Source organism: Salinivibrio sp. MA607, assembly GCF_001996245.1.
In the GTDB taxonomy this organism is placed as follows: Bacteria; Pseudomonadota; Gammaproteobacteria; order Enterobacterales; family Vibrionaceae; genus Salinivibrio; species Salinivibrio costicola.
The window spans coordinates 30,667-47,125 of the sequence record NZ_MUFJ01000015.1 but is presented as its reverse complement, the minus strand read 5'-3'; the positions used below and the strand labels follow the sequence as shown (position 1 = coordinate 47,125).

Here is a 16,459-nt window from a genome sequence, read left to right as displayed (position 1 = left end):
TTTTGACGCATTCGTATGAAGGTTGATGTACTCAGCCTTGTTTTGAGTGGGGAGCTGGGATCGGAAACAAATAGTCATACAGCCAGTTATAAACAAACGCATAAATCAGATAAAAAATGACGAGCCCAATATCCATGCTCAGAGCTTGCCAAAAGCTCATCGACAGCCACCACATGATAAAGGGGATAGTGGCGACCAGAAGCCCAGCCTCAAAAAGCACAGCATGCAACAGACGCAAGGGGAGGGTTTTGATCACCGAGCCCCGCCGCGCTAACATCGCTTTATCAAAGCCAATGTTGTAGACATAATTCCAGAAGGTGGCGAGAACTGAAAAAATCGCCCCCATCACGCCAAGGTGACCGATCCCAGCCCCAAGGATCCAATTGAGCCCCAAGACCACCAAGATCAAGCCCGTTAGTTCAAAACCGATAGCATGGCGCCATCTATCTGCCTGTGTTCTCATCAAGTTGCCGCGTTAGGCTGGATAATACGGCCAGATTACATGAAATGGACGGCAACCCCAAGGGGTTGCCGTGTTGCGATCTAAGGGCAGGGGTTAGGGTAGCGGTTAGCGATCTCATCAATACCGGCAAGCACATCATCACTCAGTGTCAGATCCAAGCTGTCGAGATTGCTCTCTAGCTGTTTGAGTGTGGTGGCGCCAATAATGTTAGAGGCGACAAAGGGACGCGTATTCACAAACGCCAGCGCCATTTGCGCCGGATCAAGACCATGACGCTGAGCCAGATCGACGTATTCTTGTGTGGCCTTTTGCCCTGATTCAGTAAAATAACGGGCGAAGCGTTGATGCAGTGTACAGCGTGCGCCTTTTGGACGTGCACCTTGCAAATATTTACCGCTCAGTGCGCCAAAGGCAAGCGGTGAGTAAGCCAATAACTCCACCCCTTCTTGGTGGCTGATCTCAGAGAGCCCCACCTCAAACGTCCGGTTAAGCAGGTTATACGGATTCTGAATAGAGACGATACGTGTGAGGCTGTGCTTCTCTGCCAGATGCAAATAGCGCATCACGCCCCAAGGGGTTTCATTAGAAACGCCGATATAACGGATTTTTCCCGCTTGTACTAGCTCGTTCAGTGCATCCAAGGTATCCAAAATCGTCACCCCAGAATGCTCGTCTTGATAAGGATAATTGAGCTTACCAAAACAGTTATTATGCCGTTGCGGCCAATGGACTTGATACAAATCGATATAGTCGGTTTTCAGTCGCGTCAGACTATCTTCAACGGCTTGATGCACATGACGTCGGTTGAGCGACATGTTGTCACGGATGTAAGGAACATTGCGCGGGCCAGCCACTTTAGTGGCGAGGATCACACGATCGCGCTTTCCCGACTTTTCCAGCCAGTTACCGATATATTGCTCGGTTAAACCTTGTGTCGGTTGGCTTGGGGGGACGGGGTACATCTCTGCGGTGTCGATAAAATTAACACCGCGCTCAAAAGCAAGATCGAGCTGAGCATGCGCGTCGGCTTCACTATTTTGCTCACCAAATGTCATTGTGCCAAGACACACTTTACTCACGTCTAGCGAGGAATGGGGCAAACGGTGGTATTGCATCCTGTCTCCTTGTCTGCAATCGACCTATGGCAGTCCATAGTAGAGAATTTTGCCTTTAATCGAAAGCGGTTTAACCGCACCGCTCGGCTTGACAGGTGTGCAAACTTTAACCATTACTTGTATGAGTGACGCCATGAATTGCCGGGCGATGGGGTGTATTGGGTCAGGTAGCAACAGGCGCCAAAGAAAGCGACAAGAGGAAAGTCAAATGAACTATGCACAACTCAAGGCGTGGATGCGCGCGGATCCCCAGTCATGTCCGCAATGCTACATCATGGCTCATGCGGGAGGCGCCAAGTATTCGGTAGAAGTCGAAATCAAGAAGCAGCTCGAGCCTTTACGTTCCGATCAAACCGGCGAGGTGATGCAGTTTGATCATGTGGGACAAGTGGGGGATAAGCTCAAGGCGCTTGGCATTGAACAGGGCGTGTTACGCTTAATGGATCCCTATGATGAGTTCGCGACCGGTGGGGAGCCTGGGTGTCGCGAAGACATGCCGATTCGATTTTAAGGCGCTATTATTGTGGATCGAGGAAGTAACGGGTCAGGATCTGGTGGGTAAATTGTGTCCGTAAATAAAACCCACGTGGTAGCGTTCGAATTGGCTCGCCATGAGGCCCAAAGGCGTCGGTGAGTACGCTGCCATTAGCAGCCTTGGGCCGCAATTGTAAGTATTGGCCTTGACGTGCCGTGATTTCGGTCACGCGTCCCAATGCCACCCAATCCATTAATTCTTCCCAGTCGGCGCGTAAGCATGCGTCTTCTTCTGAGCTAGGAGACCACAGCAGGGGAGTCCCTATCCGTCGCTTCGCCACGGGAATATCACGCTCGCCTTCCACGGGGACCCATAACACGCGTGATAGTTTTTGTCTTACATGGCTGGTTTCCCAACGCACCCCCGCAATCCCAGTGAGTGGTGCGACACAGACAAAGGTTGTTTCTAGAGGCTTACCGTTTTGGTTGACGGGAATGGTTTTTAGCTCAATCCCCAAATGTGCGAAGTCTTGTTCAGGCTTACTCCCCGCATTGGCACCTAAACAGGTCTCGAGTAACATACCGATCCAGCCTTTTTCCCGAGAGAGTGTTTCCGGACAGCTTATCCCTAGTGATTGGCTCACTTCACCCAGCGTCAGACCTGCAAGCTCTAGTGCTCGGTCCATCAGTATCTGTTCAGATTCAGGAGGATGTATCACAGTGGCTCGATCCTGTTTATGGGCATAACGGTCGTGCATTATCGAGAACTGTCATCAGTGCTGCAAGTGGATCCTTGGGGAGAGAATGTCATGACTGTCCTTTAGTTATCCACATGGGCATCATTTTATGCGCGTAAAATGAGGCACATGATCATATATACAGTAATAAAAATCAGAGAAAAATGGATAAAAGAGCTGATCTGTCGTTTTTTTGAGCTATCAATGTGGATAATTCACTAACTGATGGATCTTTGAGCGATCTGTGCGTATTTAATGATCGTCGGATCTTGTCAAGGATCCTATCTTAACGAATTACTTTTAAGTTTATGAATTTAAGGTCTTATTTTATTTGTATGACAATATTTCCTTCCGTTAGATGATCGATACCTGATGCTTTAATGCACTTTTTCTAGGCTTCTTCACAAATCTATCCACAGAAAGCGTGAATAAATGTGCGCAAACTCTCATTGCTATGTTTATAACTTCCTGTTAGAGGGTGAGTTATCCTCAGATGACGACGAGAGCGCAAAAAAGAAGGTCAATCCACAATGTTTGTTTACCCTCAGCCGCTTTTTGTGAAAAAATCAGGTTCAGTAGAGATTTATCATTGAGGTTGTCCAGTGATTGATGGCGATGGCTATCGTCCCAATGTGGGGATAGTAATTTGTAACGGCCACGGTCAAGTACTCTGGGCTCGTCGATATGGTCAGCATTCATGGCAGTTTCCACAAGGTGGTATTGATGAAGGAGAAAGTCCTGAGCAAGCCATGTATCGTGAATTGTATGAAGAAGTTGGGCTGACCAAAAAAGATGTGCGCATCTTGGGGACTAGTCGACATTGGTTACGTTATAAATTACCGAAACGCTTGGTGCGGTGGGATTCTAAACCCGTATGTATTGGGCAAAAGCAAAAATGGTTTTTGCTTAAGCTTGAGTGTGATGAGTCACACGTGAACGTTTTGCGTGGCGGGACACCGGAATTTGATGGCTGGCGTTGGGTCAGTTATTGGTATCCTGTGCGTCAAGTCGTGGCATTTAAGCGTGAAGTCTATCGGCGTGCAATGAAAGAGTTTGCGCCGCTTGCGATGCCTTTTAAAGAACGCAAACCTCGACGTAAAAATAAGCGAGGGTAAAGGAGAAACTCGGTGCTCACGCAGTTAAGGAATATTGTGCAAAGCGTTGCAGTGTCAGCCGATCTCGATCAGGCGCTGCATACGTTGGTGCAACAAACCTGCTTGGCAATGCGTACCGAGTGCTGCTCTGTCTATCTCGCCAACCTTGAGCAACAAAGCTTTGATTTGATGGCAACGCAGGGGCTCGATCCGTCGGCGCAAGTGTCGATGTCGTTTGGTGACGGGTTAGTTGGCGTGGTTGGTCAACGGGCTGAGCCTTTAAACCTCGCTTATGCACGACGACATCCTGCGTTTAAACCTTTTCCAGCGACCGGAGAAGATGCGTTTCAATCTTTTTTGGGTACGCCCATTATTTATCGCAAAAAGGTGCTGGGCGTATTAGTCGTTCAGCAACACCAACCGCGTCAATTTGATGAAAGTGAAGAGTCGTTTCTTGTCACCTTAGCCGCGCAGTTGGCGGTGGTATTTGCCCATGCGGATGCGCAAGGGGGGTGGCAAGGTACCCGATCGCCTATTTTACTTGAAGGGATGCCGGCGTCACCGGGGATCGGTATTGCTCAAGCTTGGTGCGACGAGTCGCAACCAAGGTTAGAAGACGTTGCTCCGGCAAGCAGTCTCGATGTGTCGCGAGAGCTCGACCGCTTGGACGCCGCGATTGATGAGGCCAGTACCGAGTTCCGGCGTTTGCGTAAGCGCTTTGATAAGGAGCTACAAAAAGACGCATTAGCGATTTTTGATCTGTTTGTACATCTGCTCAATGATCCCATGTTGCGAGAAGACATAACGGTCAGGATCCAGCAAGGCGATGAAGCGACGTGGGCCGTGCGACAAACTGTGGAGGCCTTTTCCGCACGCTTTTCCCTGATGGACGATCCTTATCTCAAAGCGCGCGCAGACGATGTAAAAGAACTGGGTCAGCGATTACTCTATTTTTTGATGGCCCCGGCAGGCAGTGCTCCAGCGATTTCATCACCGGTTGTGTTACTGGCTCACGAGCTGACAGCCGGTATGCTGGCTTCGATTCCTCGTACCTTACTGGCAGGCGTTGTCGCCGAACAGGGAGCGGCTAATTCTCATGCTGCCATTCTCGCGCGGGCATTGGGGATCCCTGCGATCATGGGAGTCAGCTTTTCTCCCTCACGCTTGCACCACAAAACCGTTATCCTCGATGGACACAAAGGGATATTAATGATCGAGCCTGCCGAGGCCTTGATCAACGAATACCAGCAATTGGTTCAAGAAGAAGCCAGCTTACAATCGACCTTTGAGACAGCACTGGCCAGCCCGGGACAAACCCAAGACGGCACCCGGGTTGAGGTCCATTTAAATGCCGGTCTTAGTGCCGATAGTCAAATTGCGATTAATCAAGGGGTGGATGGGGTAGGACTTTTTCGCACTGAAGTCCCTTTTTTAATGTTACGCCGGTTCCCCTCTGAAGACGAACAAGTGAAACAGTATCGCGCCATTCTTGCCAGTTACCCTGATAAGCCTGTGGTGATGCGTACGTTGGATATCGGTGGAGATAAGCCGCTTCCTTACCTAAGTGTGGAAGAAGATAATCCTTTTCTGGGGTGGCGCGGTATTCGCTTCAGCTTGGATCATCCGGATATCTTTTTGATCCAAGTCCGTGCCATGTTACGCGCGAGCATAGGTTTAAATAACCTTAAGTTACTACTGCCAATGATCTCTGGCCGCAATGAGTTATTGGAAGCGAAAACCTTGGTCAGCCGCGCGTATCAAGAGGTCAGCCAAGAGGCCGAGAGCACGGGTGAGAGCGTTAATATCCCTATGCTCGGGATCATGGTCGAAGTTCCCTCTATTTTGTATCAGTTGGATAATATCGCGCGTGATATCGATTTTTTATCGGTAGGGACCAATGACTTGACCCAATATTTACTCGCCGTTGATCGCAATAATGCGCGGGTCGCGGATATTTTTGATGCCCTGCATCCTTCAGTACTCCATGCCTTATCATCCATTGCAACTATGGGTGCGCGCCATCAATTACCGGTAAGTGTCTGCGGTGAGTTGGCCGGCGATCCTGTGGGTGCAGCATTATTAGTGGGATTGGGTTACCAGCAACTGAGTATGAACACTCGGAATGTCGCCAAAATCAAATATCTGTTAAGTCGATTACCGCATGAGGCGCTAGTGGTGCAGGCGAATACTATGCTGACATTAGACGACCCTGATGCGATTCGGGCATCGACCGAAGCCTTTCTGGCCGAACATGGGCTTGATGCGCTAGTCAAAATCGGACAAATGCGATGATCACTGGCCTAACACTGTTGTTGTTTGTGGTCTGCATGCTAGTCGGTGCGTGCGTAGGTACCTTATCAGGGCTGCTTGGCATTGGCGGTGGACTGGTGGTGGTACCCGCTTTAACGTTTCTATTGCCGGTTTTTGGCATTTCACCGACGGTGGTGATGCCCATTGCTCTGGCGACGTCGTTAGCAACGATCGTTTTGACTTCAAGTGCGTCGGCATGGCGGCATTTTCGCTTAGGTAATGTGCATGTCGAGGCGGTCAAAGCGCTTGTTCCTGGCATGCTGTTAGGCGGTAGTCTTGGGGCCGGATTTGCTGACTTGCTGCCTCCTGATTGGCTACCCCGTTTATTTGGTGTGATTGTGCTTGCGATGGCACTGCAAATGTTACTTAATCGCCGCGTCTATCAAGCGCGCCCATTGCCGCATTGGTGGCGGCTTTCTGCGGCTGGAACCTTGATTGGGACACTTTCTAGCTTGGCAGGCATTGGTGGCGGATCCTTTACTGTTCCATATTTACACTGGCGTGGGGTCAGCATGCATCAAGCGATCGGTAGTGCCTCAGCGGGGGGAGCGGTATTAGCGTTCGGTGGCATGATTAGCTTTGTGTGGTTGGGCTGGCGACAGACGGAACCCTTACCGCCACTCAGTGTCGGATACTTGTATTTACCCGCGTTGCTCGGGGTGGTTTCCACGTCTGTATGGATGACACGGGTAGGCGCGCAGCTTGCGGTGAAGTTACCTACTGAGCAAATAAAACGTATTTTTGCCGTCTTTCTTGTTATTGTCGGCGCTAGCATGTTGTTGAAATAAAGGATCAAATTCATGGCTGAAGGTTATTTCACCTTTCCGTCAATCGACCCGGTATTAATCGAGTTAGGCCCCATAGCGGTACGCTGGTACGGGTTGATGTATTTGTTAGGGTTTGTGTTTGCTCTTTGGCTGGCAAACCATCGTGCGACAAAACCCAACAGTGGTTGGAACAAAGAAGAAGTCAGCGATCTGCTGTTTGCCGGCTTTCTTGGCGTGGTATTGGGTGGACGCATTGGCTATGTGCTTTTTTACCAATTGGATGCTTTTATCGCCGACCCCTTATTTTTGTTCAAAGTATGGACAGGAGGCATGTCGTTCCATGGTGGTCTGTTGGGTGTGATCACCGCCATGGCATGGTATGCACGTAAAACGCAGCGTCACTTTTTTACCGTGGCTGACTTTATTGCGCCGTTAGTACCATTTGGCCTTGGCGCTGGCCGGTTGGGCAACTTTATGAACGGTGAGCTATGGGGGCGCATCACGGATGTGCCTTGGGCGATGGTCTTTCCAACCGGGGGCCCGTGGCCACGCCATCCCTCGCAGCTTTATGAGTTTGCATTAGAAGGCGTCGCGTTATTTGTGATCCTCAATATGTACATTAAAAAGCCACGCCCAATGGGGGCGGTCTCGGGGCTTTTCTTGGCCGGTTACGGCACATTCCGCTTTATTGTGGAGTATTTCCGCGAGCCAGATGCACATCTCGGGTTATTTGCAGGAATATTCAGTATGGGGCAGCTTTTATCGTTGCCGATGGTGATCGTAGGGGCGTTGATGATGCTATGGGCGTATCGATGCCAACCCGCCAAGTGACCGAATAACGCGAATCGGTTATAGTAAGTGATACACCAAGGCACCTCAGCGGTGCCTTTTGTTTGTTCGGTCAATGATAGGAAACACTATGAAGCAGTATCAGGCGTTGATGCAGGATATTCTCGGTAATGGGACAGATAGGGGAGATCGCACTGGTGTCGGAACGCGATCGATATTTGGACGCCAACTACGGTTCGACCTTGCTGAAGGCTTTCCACTGTTAACGACCAAAAAACTCTATACCCGAGCGATTATCCACGAGCTTTTGTGGTTTCTTAACGGCGAGACTAACATCCAGTACTTACAAGACAACAAGGTACGTATTTGGGATGAATGGGCCACCGAGCAAGGTGATCTCGGTCCCGTCTATGGCGCTCAGTGGCGCTCTTGGGCGTGTCCAGATGGCTCAACCGTGGATCAGATTGCGCAATTGATCGAGCAAATTAAAACCAAACCCAATTCGCGTCGCCATATTATCACGGCGTGGAACCCTGCCGATTTGCCGGATGAGTCCATCAGCCCATCAGAGAACGCGGAGCAAGGCAAAATGGCCTTGGCCCCTTGCCATTGTTTGTTTCAGTTCTACGTGGCGGATGGCAAGCTCTCATGCCAGCTTTATCAGCGTAGTGCAGACTACTTCTTGGGTGTGCCGTTTAATATTGCTAGCTATGCGCTGTTCACCCATATGGTGGCGCAACAGTGCGACCTAGCGGTCGGTGATTTTGTCCATACTTTCGGTGATGTTCACCTTTATCATAACCATCTGACCGATGATATTGTCCATGAACAGCTAAAGCGTGAACCGCGTGCGTTGCCGACATTGACCATTAAACGCAAGCCTGCCTCTATCTTTGAATATAAAATCGATGACTTTGAAATTGCAGGCTACGATCCGCATCCGACCATTAAAGCGCCGATTGCGGTTTAACGTATTGCTGTTTGATAGGCAGTAACGTTAACGAGGCGATACGACTTGGTGTCATCTTGAGCCAATTTTCAATAAAAAAACGCAGCCAGCTGGCTGCGTTTTTTGTGTGTGACCTAAATCTCAGGCTTATTGGGATAAGAGGACGATGCTGCCTGGGATTACAACAAAGACCATGCTGATATAAACGAGGACGGCCATTTTTGATTTGGCGGCCATTTTGCCCAACAAGTCTGCACCTTTGAGCGGTAATTCGCGTAAAAACGGCACACCAAAGATAAGCGCGGTGGCTAGGATATTAAAACTAAGGTGTACTAATGCAATTTGCAGCGCAAAGACGGCGAACTCGCCCGTGACGGCTGTGGCGGCAAGTAACGCGGTAATGCAGGTACCAATGTTTGCGCCCAATGTGAATGGATAAATATCACGCACCTTTAACACGCCTGAGCCGACCAATGGCACCATCAAGCTAGTGGTCGTTGATGAAGATTGCACCAACACAGTGACGATTGAGCCTGAGAAAATACCGTGCAATGGACCGCGACCGATAGCATTTTTAAGCATCTCTTTTGCCCGACCCACCATCAGTTTTTTCATCACGCGACCCATCACGGTGATGGCAACGACAATAGTAACAATCCCCATGGCAATCATCACGAAGCCACCAATGTTGCCCGGAAAGATAGCATCCAAGGGCGATTGCACAGCATTAACGACGGGTTTGGTCAATGGCTTAATAAAGTTTAACCCCTTGATACTCATATCGTTCGCTTGTGCCAGTGGCGACACCAACCAGCCAGAAATTTTATTCAGTATTCCAAATGCCATTTCGAGTGGGAGAAAAATAGCCACGGCAAAGAGATTAAAGAAGTCATGAACAGTGGCACAACTAAAGGCACGACTAAACTCTACTTTACAGCGGGCATGGCCTAAACTGACGATAGTATTAGTCACTGAGGTACCCACGTTGGCTCCCATTACCATGGGAATCGCCGCTTCAACCGGCAAGCCACCCGCGACCAGGCCGACGATGATAGACGTCACGGTACTTGAAGACTGAATCAATGCAGTGGCAACAATACCAATCATTAAGCCAGCTACGGGATGAGACGCAAACGCAAAGAGCGTCTTCGCTTCGTCGCCTATGGCCCATTTGAAGCCGCTTCCTACCATGGCAACGGCCACGAGCAGGAGGTAAAGCATGACGGCAAGCTTGGTCCAACGGAACCAATTTGAGGAGCTCTGAGTTGCCTCTACTGCTGTAGCATGGGGAGTCATAAGATATCTCCGTGACAATTCGATGTCAGTTTAGTGTCAAAGCAAAATCTGAGGCGATAGTAAAAAGGGAATATTTCAGAAATATGACATAAATACTGCAGTGAGTTGAAAATACGATCTTGGCACGGATATGCCGCAGCAAAAGCGCTGTTAGCCCCCTGATTCCTAGTGTTATTTGTCCCTAAAGACACGGCTGGAAAAAAACAGAGATAAAAATGTAACAACAAGGTTGAAATCGACACTATGCTAGAGAGAAAGCGTTAAGCTATAAATCGGTAAACAGGATATAAAAGCGTTAGACTACGAATAAATCAATGGTAAGTTAGTTTTAACATCGGTTTTCCCGATGTTTACTATCAGAACAAACGATTTTTCTAAAAGTGGTCTGACTGTCTAGACTACTGAAATCCACTTTTATTGTATGGAGTGCTCTAAATGACTGATGTCATTCGTCAGTTTCTGAAAATGGAATCCGCAGGAGGTATTGTGCTGATTGTAGCGGCGGTATTAGCGATGTTCGTAGCGAACTCGGATTTACAGCCTTTATATGACAGCACGCTTCATACCTATGTAGCAGGCTTATCCGTTGGTCATTGGATCAACGATGGTCTGATGGTGATTTTTTTCCTGCTGATTGGTTTGGAAGTCAAACGTGAGTTGGTTCAAGGTGCCCTAAACTCAAAAGACAAAGCCACATTCCCTGCGGTTGCAGCGATCGGAGGTATGCTTGCTCCCGCACTGGTTTACTTGGCGTTCAACTGGGGCGACCCACTGGCCGTGTCTGGTTGGGCTATCCCAGCTGCTACGGATATCGCGTTTGCGCTCGGTGTGTTGGCGTTGTTGGGTAATCGTGTCCCGCTTGCGTTAAAAGTATTTTTACTGGCATTGGCGATCATTGATGATCTTGGGGTGATTGTGATCATTGCCCTGTTTTACAGTAGCGATCTATCGCTGGTTGCCCTAGCGTCAGCCTTTATAGCCACTGTGGTACTAGTGGCGATGAATATGCGCAAAGTGACCAGTATTCCTGCGTACGTCGTGGTTGGACTGATTTTATGGTTCAGCGTGTTGCAATCGGGTGTTCATGCGACGCTTGCCGGTGTGGTGCTTGGTTTTGCCATCCCGCTTAAAGGTAAAACGGATGATGCACCCTCGCCATTGAAAAAAATGGAACATGCGCTGCATCCATACGTGTCGTATCTGATTCTGCCAATTTTTGCGTTCGCGAATGCTGGGGTATCGCTTGACGGTGTATCACTGGCTAACTTGACGGAAATGTTGCCGCTAGGTATTGCCTTGGGCTTGCTTCTGGGTAAACCACTTGGGATCTTTACCTTTAGTTGGGCCGCAGTGAAATTAGGTATTGCCAAACTGCCAGCACGCGTGAATTTCACCCATATCTTTGCCGTGTCAGTGCTCTGTGGTATTGGTTTCACCATGTCTATCTTCATCTCATCACTGGCCTTTGTTGGTGTGAATGGCGAGTTCGTCACACTCTCTCGTCTTGGTATCTTGATAGGATCGACCTTGGCGGCCGTGATTGGCTACGTAGTGTTGCACTTTGCACTGCCACCAGCCAGCGCGCTTGCAGATGAACAAGGAGACGAGTATGAAGAAGGTAATACTGGCGTTGATTACTAGCCTGGTTACCGTCTCTGGCTCTGCCATGGCGGTAAACCAAGATATGTATTGCAACGGAAAGCAAGACCAAAGCGATGTTTGCCAAGCCTATCGCGCAGGTGTCGCGGCCGGAAAGGCGATGGTGACATCGAACGTTGATAAGGTTGATAGAGAAGAACAGGATAAATCCTCAAGCTTCTCAGAGCGTGCTTTAGAGCATCGAGCGGGTGAGCGGGTAAGAAAGCCGCTTGATAAAGACGATGTGAAAAACTAAAACGCGTATGCCACTTGAAGGCGCCAGAGAGGCAGCGTAAGCTGCTTCGTCTGGCGTTTTTTTATCTATCAGCATGGCTCACCTAAATTACAACCACCTGTACTACTTCTGGATGGTCTGCAAGCAAGGTTCAATCACCCAAGGGGCGGATAAGCTTTGTTTAACACCACAAACCGTTACTGGGCAAATTCGGGCTCTGGAACAGCGCTTAAATGGTAAGCTCACTAAACGCAATGGGCGCTACGTGGAGCCCACTGAGCTCGGCCAGCTGGTTTTTAAATATGCTGATCGTATGTTTGGTCTGAGCTACGAAATGCTAGATATTGTCAATTACAGCCAGCAAGAGAATATCTTATTCGATGTTGGGGTTGCTGATGCATTATCGAAGCGGCTGATTAGCCAAATTCTCTTGCATGCGATACCTCACGATAACGCCATCCACCTGCGCTGTTTTGAATCCACGCATGAAATGCTGCTTGAGCAACTCGCAGAGCATAAATTAGATATGATCCTTTCAGATTGCCCGATAGATTCGACCCAACAGGCCGGCTTGTTTAGCGTCAAGTTAGGTGAAAGTAGCATGAGCTTATATTCATCAAACCCTGCAGAAGATCCTGATGTGCCGTTACCCATACGTTTAGCGACACAGAAAGTCTTAATTCCTAGCAAATCGACCGCAATGGGACGTAAGTTAACGCAGTGGTTTGATCAACAAGGCATCGTACCTAATATTCTGGGAGAATTTGACGATTCCGCCTTAATGAAAGCGTTTGGGATTAGTCATCAGGCGTTATTTATTGCACCTACGACCTATGCTGAGGAAGTCACCCGTTTGGGTCAAGCGATACAAATTGCTGAGCTAAGTATGGTAAAAGAGGAATATTTCGTCATCTTTGCGGAACGTATGATCCAGCACCCAGCGGTAAAAAGGATTTGTGAGGCAGATTACAGTCACTTGTTTGTTTAATTACAAGCTAGCATAAAGATCGTGCTAGACTCGTGCCATTGAGTATTAACTGATGATGGAAGTTGAATGGATTTAGCCCGCATGCAGCAGAATGGGCCTAAGGCAGTCAGCCTGCTAAAAGCCATGGCCAATGAAAAACGCCTTTTTATTCTGTGTTATTTACTACAAGGTGAATTGTCGGTGGGGCAGTTAGTGGAGCGGGTTCCTCTGAGCCAGTCAGCCTTATCGCAGCATCTTGCTTGGTTACGAAAAGATGGTCTGGTGACAACGCGCAAAGAGGCGCAGACGGTATATTATTCGCTAAAAAGTGATGAAGTCGTTGCCGTCATTCAGCTTTTACATGACCTCTACTGCAGCGAAACCGCAAATTAGCACCTAGGTAAGCAACAAGTGATAAGCAAAAAAAAACCGGCCAGGGCCGGTTTTTTTTATCTCTAAGCAAAGAGCAATCTTACAGCGCTTTAATTTGTGCTGAGAATGCTGCTTTGTAACGAGCTGCTTTATTCTTGTGGATCATGCCTTTAGTGGCTGAACGATCAAGAATAGGCTGAACTTGTGCAAAAGCAGCAGTTGCCGCTTCTTTGTCGCCTGCAGCAATTGCTGAAGCAGTTTTCTTCATATAGGTGCGCATCATAGAGCGACGGCTTGCGTTGTGCTGGCGACGCTTTTCAGACTGGATCGCACGCTTCTTAGCAGATTTGATATTCGCCAAGGGTCTAACTCCCAAATCTTTTTGTTCGGTGACATTTCAAGGCGGAGGACTATGCCTCTTTTTGCCTCTATTGTCAATTCATTTGTGCAAAGATCCGCCGCTCCAAGGTAGTATTGGCGCTGCGGGGTTATCACAGTTAATATGGCGGCTGATTCTATCAGCATTTCAGCCCCGACGTCACCTATATTTCGATTTGTTCTCCCTTTCGGCGTATCGCCAGGGGCGAAAAAGTAGAAGCAACGCGCGCATCGGGCACGTGTTTTCAAGAGGTAACCGTGAGTAAGCGACTTTTACGCTCTGGGCTCATCGTGAGCACCATGACATTAGTGTCCCGTGTTTTAGGATTGGTGCGCGATGTTGTCATTGCCAACTTAATGGGCGCGGGTGCGGCCGCCGATGTCTTTTTCTTTGCCAATAAAATCCCTAATTTTTTGCGTCGTCTATTTGCCGAAGGGGCATTTTCACAAGCGTTTGTGCCGGTATTAACCGAATACCAGGCGCTTGATAAAGATGATACCACCCGAGCCTACTCACGCGAGTTGGTGGCCAATGTGGTCGGCACGCTTGGTGGGCTGGTCACTGTTGTGACATTGCTAGGTGTGGTCGGTTCGCCCGTTTTAGCCGCGTTGTTTGGTACCGGTTGGTTTGTCGATTGGCTAGACGGCGGGCCTGATGGTGCAAAATTTGAGTTGGCCAGCTTGATGTTGAAAATCACTTTCCCCTATTTGTGGTTTATTACCTTTGTTGCGCTATCGGGGGCTATCCTTAACACGCTGAATAAATTTGCAGTTTCCAGCTTTACGCCGGTGTTTTTAAACGTTGCGATTATTGCTGCGGCGATCGGTCTATCCCCGCATTTGGCACAACCTGAAATAGGCCTTGCGATCGGTGTGTTTGCAGGCGGTGTGATTCAACTTTTGTTCCAACTGCCTTTTTTAGCGCAAGAGGGGATGCTCGTGCGGCCTAAATGGGGATGGCATCATCCCGGCGTTGTCAAAATTCGACAGTTAATGATTCCAGCATTGTTTGGGGTATCCGTCAGTCAGATTAATCTGTTATTCGATACCTTTATTGCTAGCTTCTTAATGACGGGTTCTATCAGTTGGCTGTATTACTCCGATCGTTTATTAGAGTTCCCACTGGGGTTATTTGGCATTGCGATTGCGACGGTGATCTTGCCCGCGTTATCCAAAAAACATGTCGATAAATCGGCGGATCAGTTTGCTGCGACCATGGACTGGGGCGTACGTATGGTTCTGCTACTCGGGATCCCCGCCATGGCTGGATTAATTGTGCTTGCCAAGCCCATGTTGATGGTGTTGTTTATGCGGGGTGAATTTGGTGTGCCTGACGTGGAGGCGGCCAGTCTATCTCTGGTAGCTTATGCCTGTGGCTTGGTCAATTTTATGGTGATCAAAGTCCTGGCGCCTGGTTATTATGCTCGCCAAGATACTAAAACACCGGTCAAATATGGTGTCATCGCAATGGTCAGCAATATGGTCTTTAATGCGATTTTTGCCTATTTCTTCAGCTACGTGGGGCTAGCAATGGCCACGGCCTTATCGGCGCTGATTAATGCAGGCCTGTTGTATCAAGGGCTACACCGTCGTCATATTTATCGCCTTTCTCGAGACACAGTGACGTTTATTGTTAAGTTACTGGTGGCCGTTTGTGCCATGGTCATTGGGCTTTATGTTTTGATGCCGAGTTTGTCACAATGGGTGGCTATGCCATTATTCTCTCGCAGCATTAGCCTGGCTGGCTGTATTCTTGGCGGGGGGAGCCTCTATCTGATCACGGCAGTGATGTTTGGTGTGAGATTAGGCGATATCCGCCACCGAGGATGATGGTAAGCGCGGAATATCAATCCAGGGCTGATTGCCAGCGCTGACTAGTATATAATCCGCCAGTTTTTATAGTTCAAATAGTCAGCAGGCGATGGAATTAATTCGAGGCATTCACAATATCCGGGCCAAACACCGAGGCTGTGTACTCACCATCGGTAACTTTGATGGTGTCCACCTTGGGCACCAAGCGGTCTTGCGCCAAGTGGTCGAGAAGGCCAGGGCCCTCGATTTGCCTGCGACTGTCATGCTGTTTGAGCCTCAACCGCTCGAATTGTTTCAAGGCGATCAGGCCCCTGCACGTTTATCCCGGCTGCGCGACAAATATACTCAGCTGGCTAAGTTAGGCGTGGATAGGCTGTTGTGTGTCAGCTTTACACCAGCATTTGCCGCCATGAGCCCGGATGCCTTTGTTGATCGCTTGTTGGTCAATCAATTGGGTGTTAAGTTTCTGGTAGTGGGTGACGACTTTCGCTTTGGCCTCAAGCGTGCCGGTGACTTCGCTCGATTAGAGCAAGCCGGGAAAGAGCATCACTTTGCGGTGGTGAGTACCGAAAGCTTTTGTGTCAGCGACCGACGGGTGAGTAGCACCGCTATCCGAGATGCGCTTCTCGCGGGCCAGTTAGAGGCGGCAGCCGATATGTTGGGGCGACCCTACAGTATTTGCGGGCGGGTCGCGCATGGGCGAAAGCTTGGACGCACGATCGGCTTTCCTACCGCGAATGTGCTGCTTAAGCGGCGAGTCTCTCCTGTATCGGGTGTGTACGCGGTAACCGTGTCCGGTGCGCGTGCAGGGCAATCTTTGCCGGGCGTTGCCAACGTGGGTAATCGACCGACGGTCAATGGCACCCATCAGCAGTTAGAAGTGCATCTATTCGATCAAACGCTCGATTTATACGGCAAACAATTAGAAGTTAGCCTACTGCACAAATTGCGTGATGAAACCAAATTCGCGTCAGTAGACGCATTAAAAATGCAAATTCAACGAGATGCATCGGCAGCGCGTGCGTGGCTGGCTGATGGCAATAATGTCTAGAGTAACCTCCAT

The 16,459-nt window shown here is 49.1% G+C and carries 17 protein-coding genes; 12 read left to right on the top strand and 5 right to left on the bottom strand.

Going from position 1 to position 16,459, the window contains the following annotated elements; translation table 11 throughout:
* Positions 1-31: 31 nt before the first annotated feature.
* Both BZG81_RS08830 and BZG81_RS08825 read right to left on the bottom strand, forming a co-directional pair.
* Positions 32-463, bottom strand: coding sequence for a PACE efflux transporter (locus tag BZG81_RS08830; RefSeq protein ID WP_077661478.1), 432 nt, complete (start codon positions 461-463; stop codon positions 32-34).
* An 80-nt stretch (positions 464-543) separates the two neighbouring features.
* On the bottom strand, positions 544-1,578 hold the full coding sequence (locus BZG81_RS08825; protein ID WP_077646817.1) for an NADP(H)-dependent aldo-keto reductase: 1,035 nt from the start codon (positions 1,576-1,578) through the stop codon (positions 544-546).
* A gap of 208 nt (positions 1,579-1,786) precedes the next feature.
* Between BZG81_RS08825 and BZG81_RS08820 the strand changes: the two genes are divergently transcribed.
* The gene (locus BZG81_RS08820; RefSeq protein ID WP_077461734.1) at positions 1,787-2,089 is read left to right on the top strand and encodes a DUF6482 family protein; all 303 of its coding nucleotides are present in this window, start codon (positions 1,787-1,789) and stop codon (positions 2,087-2,089) included.
* 7 nt (positions 2,090-2,096) lie between these two features.
* Here BZG81_RS08820 and mutH read toward each other — a convergent pair whose 3' ends face one another.
* Complete coding sequence (mutH, locus tag BZG81_RS08815) at positions 2,097-2,810, bottom strand: DNA mismatch repair endonuclease MutH (RefSeq protein WP_198533641.1); 714 nt, start codon at positions 2,808-2,810, stop codon at positions 2,097-2,099.
* 581 nt (positions 2,811-3,391) lie between these two features.
* Between mutH and rppH the strand changes: the two genes are divergently transcribed.
* The 5 genes from rppH (at position 3,392) to BZG81_RS08790 (ending at position 8,719) form a co-directional block, all read left to right on the top strand.
* On the top strand, positions 3,392-3,904 hold the full coding sequence (gene rppH / locus BZG81_RS08810) for an RNA pyrophosphohydrolase (RefSeq protein ID WP_021023314.1): 513 nt from the start codon (positions 3,392-3,394) through the stop codon (positions 3,902-3,904).
* Positions 3,905-3,916: 12 nt separating this feature from the next.
* On the top strand, positions 3,917-6,175 hold the full coding sequence (gene ptsP, locus BZG81_RS08805; protein WP_077661342.1) for a phosphoenolpyruvate--protein phosphotransferase: 2,259 nt from the start codon (positions 3,917-3,919) through the stop codon (positions 6,173-6,175).
* Positions 6,172-6,981, top strand: a complete 810-nt coding sequence (locus BZG81_RS08800; protein ID WP_077576783.1) for a sulfite exporter TauE/SafE family protein — start codon at positions 6,172-6,174, stop codon at positions 6,979-6,981. The genes ptsP and BZG81_RS08800 overlap by 4 nt, the downstream gene beginning before the upstream one ends.
* A gap of 12 nt (positions 6,982-6,993) precedes the next feature.
* Positions 6,994-7,791, top strand: coding sequence for a prolipoprotein diacylglyceryl transferase (lgt, locus tag BZG81_RS08795; RefSeq protein WP_077677191.1), 798 nt, complete (start codon positions 6,994-6,996; stop codon positions 7,789-7,791).
* 88 nt (positions 7,792-7,879) lie between these two features.
* Positions 7,880-8,719 (top strand): thymidylate synthase, encoded by an 840-nt coding sequence (locus tag BZG81_RS08790; protein WP_077677190.1) that lies wholly within the window; start codon positions 7,880-7,882, stop codon positions 8,717-8,719.
* Between the two features lie 126 nt (positions 8,720-8,845).
* Here BZG81_RS08790 and BZG81_RS08785 read toward each other — a convergent pair whose 3' ends face one another.
* Entirely contained in the window at positions 8,846-9,994 is a 1,149-nt protein-coding gene (locus tag BZG81_RS08785) for a Na/Pi symporter (protein ID WP_077677189.1), read from the bottom strand.
* A gap of 435 nt (positions 9,995-10,429) precedes the next feature.
* Here BZG81_RS08785 and nhaA point away from each other — a divergent pair, with 435 nt between their 5' ends.
* The 4 genes from nhaA (at position 10,430) to BZG81_RS08765 (ending at position 13,227) form a co-directional block, all read left to right on the top strand.
* Positions 10,430-11,635: a Na+/H+ antiporter NhaA gene (gene nhaA / locus BZG81_RS08780; RefSeq protein WP_077461730.1), complete on the top strand. Its 1,206-nt coding sequence runs from the start codon at positions 10,430-10,432 to the stop codon at positions 11,633-11,635.
* Complete coding sequence (locus tag BZG81_RS08775) at positions 11,604-11,888, top strand: hypothetical protein (RefSeq protein WP_021023307.1); 285 nt, start codon at positions 11,604-11,606, stop codon at positions 11,886-11,888. Before nhaA ends, BZG81_RS08775 begins: the two co-directional genes overlap by 32 nt.
* 73 nt (positions 11,889-11,961) lie before the next feature.
* The gene (nhaR, locus tag BZG81_RS08770) at positions 11,962-12,855 is read left to right on the top strand and encodes a transcriptional activator NhaR (RefSeq protein ID WP_077669397.1); all 894 of its coding nucleotides are present in this window, start codon (positions 11,962-11,964) and stop codon (positions 12,853-12,855) included.
* Positions 12,856-12,921: 66 nt separating this feature from the next.
* Positions 12,922-13,227 carry an ArsR/SmtB family transcription factor gene (locus BZG81_RS08765; protein WP_077576778.1) on the top strand — a complete coding sequence of 102 codons (306 nt, stop codon included), beginning with the start codon at positions 12,922-12,924 and terminating at the stop codon, positions 13,225-13,227.
* Between the two features lie 79 nt (positions 13,228-13,306).
* Here BZG81_RS08765 and rpsT read toward each other — a convergent pair whose 3' ends face one another.
* Complete coding sequence (gene rpsT / locus BZG81_RS08760) at positions 13,307-13,567, bottom strand: 30S ribosomal protein S20 (protein ID WP_021023304.1); 261 nt, start codon at positions 13,565-13,567, stop codon at positions 13,307-13,309.
* Between the two features lie 275 nt (positions 13,568-13,842).
* Between rpsT and murJ the strand changes: the two genes are divergently transcribed.
* Both murJ and ribF read left to right on the top strand, forming a co-directional pair.
* Positions 13,843-15,414, top strand: coding sequence for a murein biosynthesis integral membrane protein MurJ (gene murJ / locus BZG81_RS08755; RefSeq protein WP_077677188.1), 1,572 nt, complete (start codon positions 13,843-13,845; stop codon positions 15,412-15,414).
* Between the two features lie 91 nt (positions 15,415-15,505).
* The gene (ribF, locus tag BZG81_RS08750) at positions 15,506-16,447 is read left to right on the top strand and encodes a bifunctional riboflavin kinase/FAD synthetase (protein ID WP_077669399.1); all 942 of its coding nucleotides are present in this window, start codon (positions 15,506-15,508) and stop codon (positions 16,445-16,447) included.
* The last annotated feature ends 12 nt before the right edge of the window (positions 16,448-16,459 follow it).

What these genes read in the sequence shown, in the direction of transcription:
- BZG81_RS08830 (WP_077661478.1), bottom strand. Translation starts at nt 463, where the DNA reads ATGAGAACACAGGCAGATAGATGGCGCCATGCTATCGGTTTTGAACTA.
- BZG81_RS08825 (WP_077646817.1), bottom strand. Translation starts at nt 1,578, where the DNA reads ATGCAATACCACCGTTTGCCCCATTCCTCGCTAGACGTGAGTAAAGTG.
- BZG81_RS08820 (WP_077461734.1), top strand. Translation starts at nt 1,787, where the DNA reads ATGAACTATGCACAACTCAAGGCGTGGATGCGCGCGGATCCCCAGTCA.
- mutH (WP_198533641.1), bottom strand. Translation starts at nt 2,810, where the DNA reads ATGCACGACCGTTATGCCCATAAACAGGATCGAGCCACTGTGATACAT.
- BZG81_RS08800 (WP_077576783.1), top strand. Translation starts at nt 6,172, where the DNA reads ATGATCACTGGCCTAACACTGTTGTTGTTTGTGGTCTGCATGCTAGTC.
- lgt (WP_077677191.1), top strand. Translation starts at nt 6,994, where the DNA reads ATGGCTGAAGGTTATTTCACCTTTCCGTCAATCGACCCGGTATTAATC.
- BZG81_RS08790 (WP_077677190.1), top strand. Translation starts at nt 7,880, where the DNA reads ATGAAGCAGTATCAGGCGTTGATGCAGGATATTCTCGGTAATGGGACA.
- BZG81_RS08785 (WP_077677189.1), bottom strand. Translation starts at nt 9,994, where the DNA reads ATGACTCCCCATGCTACAGCAGTAGAGGCAACTCAGAGCTCCTCAAAT.
- nhaA (WP_077461730.1), top strand. Translation starts at nt 10,430, where the DNA reads ATGACTGATGTCATTCGTCAGTTTCTGAAAATGGAATCCGCAGGAGGT.
- BZG81_RS08775 (WP_021023307.1), top strand. Translation starts at nt 11,604, where the DNA reads ATGAAGAAGGTAATACTGGCGTTGATTACTAGCCTGGTTACCGTCTCT.
- nhaR (WP_077669397.1), top strand. Translation starts at nt 11,962, where the DNA reads ATGGCTCACCTAAATTACAACCACCTGTACTACTTCTGGATGGTCTGC.
- BZG81_RS08765 (WP_077576778.1), top strand. Translation starts at nt 12,922, where the DNA reads ATGGATTTAGCCCGCATGCAGCAGAATGGGCCTAAGGCAGTCAGCCTG.
- ribF (WP_077669399.1), top strand. Translation starts at nt 15,506, where the DNA reads ATGGAATTAATTCGAGGCATTCACAATATCCGGGCCAAACACCGAGGC.